The following is an 8,665-nucleotide window of genomic DNA, read 5'->3' as shown; positions in this document are numbered from 1 at the left end:
GCTTATCGTGTTCTTGAAGCACATGTTTATGTTAATCATATTGCATTCGTTATTACAACAGAAATTTTAGATTTATCAGCATCAAAATATGTCAATGAAAAAAAATCATATATAGATTTATACGGATTTAGTGAAGTTGAGACTAATACAAGGCCTTATCAGCTAGCGGCCATGAAATCGCTTATCTCACGATTAAGTGGACGGTTAGATCATGAAATACCAACCGGAAAAGGAGTTTGCATTCCTAATGGATTTATTTTGGATGATGATGATAAACATAAAGAACAAATAAAATTTATTTATAAAAATAATGAACTGCTATTATCTGTAGATGTGGATAACAGCTATCTAGCATCGAGTGATACTTTATTTAGTCGAGGCGCTAAAATCAATTCTGCAATGGGTCAACAAAGTATGCAAACGATAAAAAAAGAAAATTTATTACCAAACGGATTACCTTCTCAAGAGTGGTTAATGAAAGGTAAGCAAGAAGTATATTCAGAAGAGAAAAACAAAAAAATTCCTAATATGCCTTACTATCAATTTTGGCTTTATGCAAATCAAGAAACCGCAACGTTAACAACCCCGAGAGTGTTAGTTAAACTCAATAATGTAAATAGATTTACAACTTACAGTGATGCTCAAATGGTGGAAATCTGGGATAGAATTGTTAATTCATTACGTTATCGCCCGAATGCCTTTTAATATTTATTAATCTATCTTTAAATGAAATTTTCATCGTAGTATTTTATATAAATTAAAGTATTACGATAAAAATTTTAAAGCATCAATTATCTGCTTATTTTTTAGTGTACATCTTTAATATTTCAATTAGGTTAATAATTAATTGAATCGACAAAGGATTTTAGTATGAATCAAGATAAGGACAATGAATCAATTCAAACTGTTTTCGGTCAATTCGACGAAAATAAATGTGTAGTATGGTCTAATATACAATTACAACATAAATCTAAAAATGCACAGGCTCACTGCATAAAACCTCCCACTAAAATTATTCCTGTTATTTTCTTACCGGGAATTATGGGCTCCAATCTTAAAAGTAAAAAGAATAAAAAATCAATATGGCGTATGCGGGATGGATACGGTGGATTAGCACTTGATGCACTTGGCTGGGTATTAACTGGTGCCAAAAGGCGCAAGGAATTACTTAACCCAGAAACTACTGTGACCGATTTTGACCAAGAAGTTAGAAATAATGACGCTGAATCTAATTATTTCCCTTCTCGCCAGCAACGTGGTTGGGGCAGCGCATTACAATTCTCATATATCGACTCACTCGAAGGATTGCAACAAAGTTTGCTAAGTTGGGAATTGACATGGGAAGCATTAAAATCGCATGGTAAATTAGATCCCACATTTATTGAAGATTCGTTTTCACAAACCATTTTCGGTAGCATCATTAATCAACAATTATCCTCTTCGGATGATAAACCATTGACGCAAAATGAAACTGAACGATTTCAAAGCTTACTATTTCCATTACACGTTTTTGGCTACAACTGGTTGCAAGATAATGCCACATCAGCTCAAGCCCTCAGTGAATATATTGATAAAGTCATAAAAATGTATGATTTTGAGCTAAATGGCGGAAAGGGCCATGGACTTGCTTTCGAAGATGGTAAAGAAAAAGTTATTTTAGTGACTCATTCTATGGGCGGATTAGTTTCACGTTACGCCTCTGAATGCCTTGATGCTGCTTGCAAAGATAAAATACTTGGCATTGTTCATGGCGTAATGCCTGATTTAGGCTCTGCAACCACCTACAAAATGATGAAAATCGGTGAGCAAACAGCCATGGGGTGGGTTATTGGTGGTAGTGCAAAACGCTTAATGTCCGTATTGGCACAATCCCCTGCACCAATGCAATTATTACCCTCAGCAAAATATAACCATGGCCGCCCTTGGCTAAAAATTGAGAAAGGTAGTCAAGATGGTAAAACAGATATTTTTCTTCCACAGAATGGTGATCCCTTCAATGAAATTTATCTGCGTAGTGATGTTTGGTGGCGGATGTATGAACCGGATATTTTAGATAGTGATTCTAAGATTAGCGAAAATAATTATAAAAAATATCGAAAAGTAATCACGTATACTGTTTCTCCATTTATAAAGAAAATGGACGGACAATATCACAGCAACACTTATCTTTTTTATGGCGCACATTTTGACAAGGATACGCCTAAAGATCCTCGTCGCTCTGATGAAACTCTCACATGGAAATCTCAAAACAAGAATTCATGGTTATGGGTTTCTGGTGACAGTCGTCAAACAGAAGAATACGGCGATAAACGTGAATATAGTTTGCTTCAATCAAACAATTATTGGGATTCTACCCAAAGCCTTCAAGAAGAAGGGGGAGCCGGTGATGGCACTGTGCCAATTGTTTCTATCAACTTGCAACACCCCTATAAAGAAATACTGAAAACGAATGTCGGGCATCAAGCTGCATATCAATTTGCCCCTTGGCAAGGAGATGATGTCTATGGCATTAAGAATGAAATATCCCCCGCTATTAAATTCACGTTACGTTCATTATGTCGTATTGTTCAAAGCAAGGAGATAAACATAGGATGAAAAGAACCGCCATATTCAGCCTGATTAGTGTGTTAACACTGAGTACACTTATCGCTTGTTCCATACCGAATAAAACATATTCCTATTCCCTCAATGACAAGGAGTCTACTGTGATAAACACATTGTTTAATGAAACCGCAACTTATTGCTTAGGCCGTTACACCTTTGAATACCCTCAAGCATTAACTCAAGAATTAAGCTCGATAACAACGATTGATGAGATAACGATTGAGAGCAAACCCATTTATCCCCCTGCATTTAAACATCGCATAGAACTTAAAGAAACTGAATTAATCAATAAGCGCGTCAGTGAAGCCTCTGATGCTCCTTTTCTTAAAGAAGTGATCCGATTAGATAATGGGGTCATATTTGACCATAATGAAGATTATAATAAACCTGATGCTGCTAGAGTATTAGAAGCTCATGTTTATATCGACGGAGTCGCGTTTATAATGTCGACGCAGATTGAAGATATATCTAACTCTAAATATAAAGATGAGCAAGCAGTGTATGAAAAACATAATTGGCCAATTACAGAAAAACCTCAAAAACTCGCAGCAATGAAATCCCTCATTTCTCGTTTGCAAGGTCGGCCTAAAGGTGAAATTCCCACCACAAAAGGCATTTGTATCCCAAATGGATTTATTGCCGATGATGGTGGTAAACACAAAGAAAAACTATCAATGTTATTTAAAAATAACCAATTCGTTTGGGCTATTGTTTTGAATAATATCGTAGAAAGTGAAAATGAGAGTTTGTTAGAACGTGCATCCGAGATTAATCGTGTCATGCGACAACATGGTGCTTCAACACTCAAGAAAGGAAATTTAAAATATAATGATATTTTCGCAGAAGAGTGGTTAATTAGTGGTGAAGAGAAAAACTCTAATGACACCCTAGATAAATATTATCGTTTTCAATACAACGTAAATGAAAAAAATGTCACTTATTTAACGCCTCTCATTGAAATCCTTTTACATAACTCAACCCGAGTAGTCAAAGATTACTCCGATGACCAAATGATTAAAATATGGGACAGAGTATTACAATCCTTTAAAGTCAGACCTCACGCGTTTTAAATTAATATATGTAAAGGTACGATAATCATAAAATTTACCCATTATCGTACCGCTCTACATAAAATGAAGTTTATCCATTATCATCAATCATAGTACTCCACATCATAGGGTATTGAGGTATAAATAGGATGAAAAGAACCGCCATATTCACCCTGATTAGTGTATTAACACTGAGTACACTTATCGCTTGTTCCATACCGAATAAAACATATTCCTATTCCCTCAATGACAAGGAGTCTACTGTGATAAACACATTGTTTAATGAAAGCGCAACTTATTGCTTAGGCCGTTACACCTTTGAATACCCTCAAGCATTAACCCAAGAATTAAGCTCGATAACAACGATTGATGAGATAACGATTGAGAGCAAACCCATTTATCCCCCTGCATTTAAACATCGCATAGAACTTAAAGAAACTGAATTAATCAATAAGCGCGTCAGTGAAGCCTCTGATGCTCCTTTTCTTAAAGAAGTGATCCGATTAGATAATGGGGTTATATTTGACCATAATGAAGATTATAATAAACCTGATTCAGCTCGGGTATTAGAGGCACATATTTATATTAATGACGTTGCATTTATAATAACGACAAAACTGAAAGATTTAACTAAACCAAAATATAGCTCACGCCGTATTGTATATGAAAAACATAATCAACCAATTTTCAATAAGCCTCAAAAACTCGCAGCAATGAAATCCCTTATTTCTCGTTTGCAAGGTCGGCCTAAAGGTGAAATTCCCACCACAAAAGGCATTTGTATTCCAAATGGGTTTATTGCCGATGATGGTGGTAAACACAAAGAAAAACTATCAATGTTATTTAAAAATAACCAATTCGTTTGGGCTATTGTTTTGAATAATATTGTAGAAAGTGAAAATGAGAGTTTGTTAGAACGTGCATCCGAGATTAATCGTGTCATGCGACAACATGGTGCTTCAACACTCAAAAAAGGAAATTTGAAATATAATGATATTTTCGCAGAAGAATGGTTAATTAGTGGTGAAGAGAAAAACTCTAATGACACCCTAGATAAATATTATCGTTTTCAATATAACGTAAATGAAAAAAATGTCACTTATTTAACGCCTCTCATTGAAATCCTTTTACATAACTCAACCCGAGTAGTCAAAGATTACTCCGATGACCAAATGATTGAAATATGGGACAGAGTATTACAATCCTTTAAAGTCAGACCTCACGCGTTTTAAATTAATATATGTAAAGGTACGATAATCATAAAATTTACCCATTATCGTACCTTTACATAAAATGAAGTTTATCCATTATCATCAGTCATGGTACTCCACATCATAGGGTATTGAGGTATAAATAGGATGAAAAGAACCGCCATATTCAGCCTGATTAGCGTGTTAGCACTGAATACACTTATCGCTTGTTCCATACCGAATAAAACATATTCCTATTCCCTCAATGACAAGGAGTCTACTGTGATAAACACATTGTTTAATGAAAGCGCAACTTATTGCTTAGGCCGTTACACCTTTGAATACCCTCAAGCATTAACCCAAGAATTAAGCTCGATAACAACAATTGATGAGATAACTATTGAGAGTAAACCTATTTATCCCCCTGCATTTAAACATCGCATAGAACTTAAAGAAACTGAATTAAAAGACGCTAGAGTCAGTAATGCTATGAACAATCCTTATTTAAAAGAAATTTATCGGTTAGACTCTGGTTTAATTTTCGACCGAAATAAAACTTATAACAGAAGTGATTCTTCACGTGTACTTGAAGGTCATATTTATATTGATGGTGTTGCATTTATACTCACGACTGAAATTCATGATTTATCTTTACCTAGATATGAAGCAGAAAGAAAACATTATCCAAGTAATTACCCCATTACTAATAAGCCTCAAAAACTCGCAGCAATGAAATCCCTCATTTCTCGTTTGCAAGGTCGGCCTAAAGGTGAAATTCCCACCACAAAAGGCATTTGTATCCCAAATGGATTTATTGCCGATGATGGTGGTAAACATAAGGAAGACCTATCAATGCTCTTCGAAAATAAACAATTTATTTGGGCTATATCTTTAGATAATACCGTTGAAAATGAAGATGAAAGTATGTTGGATAGAGCGGATGAAATTAAATCAGTTTTACGTCAATATGGGGGAAAAACATTAAGAAGTGGAAAAATAACATATAATACAATTTCGGCTGAAGAATGGTTAATTTTAGGGAAAGAACCCAGATATGACGGTCAATCTGATAAGTATTATAATTTCCAATACTATGCCAATGAAAAAAATATTAATGACACTAACCCTTTAATTGATATTTTATTACACAATTCAACTAAGGTTGTCAGTGAATACTCTGATGACCAAATGATTGAAATATGGGACAGAGTATTACAATCCTTTAAAGTCAGACCTCACGCGTTTTAAATTTAATCCATATAATACAAAGGAATTTACTATGAACAATAAATATAAATCATTATCATTACCTGTTGCTTTTTTATCTATCCTTTTAGTTTCTGCCTGCCAGACTAAACCCGTTACAACCGAGCGTAATGAAAATATTAAAATTATCAGCCCATATTCTAATTCGAATGCTAATACTGATGGACAATGTTATAAAATTACGGCTGAAAACAAAGATTACTATGGTCGTTTAGATAAAAATGGAAATCCTTTAGAAATTCCTGAGCTTGAAGATAAAGACATTAAGATTAGCTTAACTTTATTACGCGATAGTGAATGTAAAGAAAAGGGGATTTAGTTAAATAAATTCAATTAAATATAAAATCATTTATCTTATTCCGACCAATACATATATTTAATCAAAATAATAGGTTTATTATGAAAGGATTAGTTTGTCTTGGTGACAGAAATACGCATGGGGGGCATGTGATTTCTGCTTCATCAACAATGTATGTTAATGGGAAACAGGTCGCTCTAGTCGGCGATCCTGTTTCATGCCCAAAACATGGTAATAATGTCATTATTGAAGGCTCCGATTGCGCCTTTGATAATGGTATCGCAGTTGTTATCGACCAATGTTTATGTGCTTGTGGTTGCCGTGTAATAAGTTCAGAGCCAACGACAAGTATAATGTGAACAATAAAAAGGATGCCGATGTCATGTATTGGGAAATTCCAATAATTCCAGATAAAACCATCATAAAAAAACCAAAATATAATATTATTATTTCATTTTACATTGTAGTTATCACTGCAATTTATATTTATGGTTCAAGCTTAGTCACTGAGCAAAAAATAAGTTTATTTATTTATTTAATACCCACTGTTACTTTATTTTTTTTCTTTATTCTTGGTTTTCTTTTCATTCGGCATCAACACTCTATTGTGACATATACAAATTGGGAGCAAGAAAAACAAGAAACGAAAAATGAGTGGCAAGCCTGGTGTCAATTATCCATTATGTCACTTGCTAATGTTATTTATACTCCGGATAAAGAAGGGACCAATGTTTTCCTAATGGATACAGAATCATTACCTATGTATCCTGATAAACCTCGTTCATTCTCTGAATATCAAGGTTTAGACACTACATTACTTTCAAATATAGATAAGGAGATAGAAAAACAATGCCCACATTATCGCCAGTTTTTATCAAAAATATATTTATTACACGATGGAAAATCAGAAAATATAGAGGATATGATATTTAAACTATGGGATTTCCACTCCATTAAAATATTAGATCATCAAGATATTTTGCTAGATAATGAAGAGAATGAAACTTTTTTAATCGTCACTATTCAATCACAAAAAAATTATAGTGAATTTATATCTGCCCAATTATTTTCTTCAGAAGAAAAATTAATTCATCATGCTGAAAAATGTACAGCAATAGAAAGGGTTATGACGATTAATACTCAAGATATTGATAACGAAATTAATAAATATATCGATTATAGTGGGATATCTCAAAAGGAACATTTTCAGACTTGGATTTCCAATGGAAAACAACCCGTTATTGATAAGATAATCCTATCCTACTCAGATAAAAATGTAGAATTTGATACAAAGCACCCAATCTATTCCTTAGACCTTTCTTATTCAAAACCACATAAAAATGCTTTTTTTACTTATCTATCGCTTTTAACCGATATATCAAATAAAACAAATCAAGATCAAGTGCTTATTCACTTTAATCAAGATGATTCAGGCTACGCTGTCTACATCCGTAACAGGTTATAGTATGAAAAATATCCCGAAAATATACCCACGTTGGAATTTATTTCTTTTCTTGCTGGTTGCTCTATTAATATTCTCAATCATTGCGTTGATTGCTTATCAATACAGTCCGTTTGATTTAAGCCTGTTCTCGATTGGCTTTACCTCTTTCGCTATTGTCGCTCTACTCGGTATTTTTTTGTATCCTAGCCAAAATCAGCTCACACAGAAAATACAACAAACTCCCTATAAACCGAAACAAAAACAAAAACAAAAACAAAAAGTAATAACCAAAACCTCACTAAAAGAGACAGTGAATTTACGTTCTGAAATCACTCAATTCATGCGAAATAACTACGGCACTTTCTGGTATAAAAAAGTGTCTATCCAACTGCTCGTCGGCAAGAGCAGCGCCGTTGATAAACTGGCACCGCATCTCTCGCAAGAGATTTGGCAAGAGTCGAATGGCACCGTCTTAATCTACGCCGGCGATGTCGCCACGGGCATTGATGAGGAACTCATTCACACCTTACAACAATTGCGCCGCCGTCGCCCACTCGATGGCGTGATTTGGGTCACCGAAAACACCGTATCATCCCACTTGCTCGACCCTGCCTTGTCGTTTAATCACCTCAATGCCGCCCTCACCGACATGGCCGCTCGCGTTTTCCATAACCTGTTTAATGCCTTAAAATGGCGCGCCCCCGTGTGGTTTTGGAGTGTCAGTGACAATACCTCTCTCCAAGCCAGTGAGGCGCCATCCGTGGTGTATCTCACTGAACCCGGTATGCGCGCGGAGGCTTTATCCCCAACCTTG

Annotated in this window: 8 protein-coding genes and 1 pseudogene; all 9 read left to right on the top strand. The window is 34.9% G+C overall.

Features of this window, described 5'->3' with window-relative positions:
* On the top strand, positions 1-705 hold a 705-nt coding region (locus tag OOA_RS02725; RefSeq protein ID WP_008910595.1), incomplete at its 5' end, for a T6SS immunity protein Tli4 family protein.
* Between the two features lie 165 nt (positions 706-870).
* Positions 871-2,595, top strand: coding sequence for a lipase family alpha/beta hydrolase (locus tag OOA_RS02720; RefSeq protein WP_008910594.1), 1,725 nt, complete (start codon positions 871-873; stop codon positions 2,593-2,595).
* Between the two features lie 110 nt (positions 2,596-2,705).
* A complete protein-coding gene (locus OOA_RS02715) occupies positions 2,706-3,674 on the top strand; it encodes a T6SS immunity protein Tli4 family protein (protein ID WP_008910593.1) in 969 nt (322 codons plus the stop codon).
* Positions 3,675-3,916: 242 nt separating this feature from the next.
* Positions 3,917-4,885, top strand: a complete 969-nt coding sequence (locus tag OOA_RS02710; RefSeq protein ID WP_008910592.1) for a T6SS immunity protein Tli4 family protein — start codon at positions 3,917-3,919, stop codon at positions 4,883-4,885.
* 240 nt (positions 4,886-5,125) lie between these two features.
* Positions 5,126-6,091: a T6SS immunity protein Tli4 family protein gene (locus OOA_RS02705; RefSeq protein WP_008910591.1), complete on the top strand. Its 966-nt coding sequence runs from the start codon at positions 5,126-5,128 to the stop codon at positions 6,089-6,091.
* 31 nt (positions 6,092-6,122) lie between these two features.
* Positions 6,123-6,428: a hypothetical protein gene (locus OOA_RS02700; RefSeq protein WP_008910590.1), complete on the top strand. Its 306-nt coding sequence runs from the start codon at positions 6,123-6,125 to the stop codon at positions 6,426-6,428.
* An 80-nt stretch (positions 6,429-6,508) separates the two neighbouring features.
* Positions 6,509-6,766 carry a PAAR domain-containing protein gene (locus OOA_RS02695; protein WP_008910589.1) on the top strand — a complete coding sequence of 86 codons (258 nt, stop codon included), beginning with the start codon at positions 6,509-6,511 and terminating at the stop codon, positions 6,764-6,766.
* Between the two features lie 23 nt (positions 6,767-6,789).
* On the top strand, positions 6,790-7,872 hold the full coding sequence (locus tag OOA_RS02690; RefSeq protein WP_008910588.1) for a hypothetical protein: 1,083 nt from the start codon (positions 6,790-6,792) through the stop codon (positions 7,870-7,872).
* Position 7,873: 1 nt separating this feature from the next.
* A pseudogene (locus OOA_RS20575) lies at positions 7,874-8,665 on the top strand (ImcF-related family protein); the annotation flags it as partial.

Source organism: Providencia burhodogranariea DSM 19968 (assembly GCF_000314855.2).
GTDB lineage: Bacteria > Pseudomonadota > Gammaproteobacteria > Enterobacterales > Enterobacteriaceae > Providencia > Providencia burhodogranariea.
The sequence above is the reverse complement of the archived record's forward strand: the minus strand, read 5'-3'. Positions and strand labels throughout refer to the sequence as shown.

Coding starts and splice junctions, on each gene's coding strand:
- OOA_RS02720 (WP_008910594.1), top strand. CDS start 871: ATGAATCAAGATAAGGACAATGAATCAATTCAAACTGTTTTCGGTCAA.
- OOA_RS02700 (WP_008910590.1), top strand. CDS start 6,123: ATGAACAATAAATATAAATCATTATCATTACCTGTTGCTTTTTTATCT.
- OOA_RS02695 (WP_008910589.1), top strand. CDS start 6,509: ATGAAAGGATTAGTTTGTCTTGGTGACAGAAATACGCATGGGGGGCAT.
- OOA_RS02690 (WP_008910588.1), top strand. CDS start 6,790: ATGTATTGGGAAATTCCAATAATTCCAGATAAAACCATCATAAAAAAA.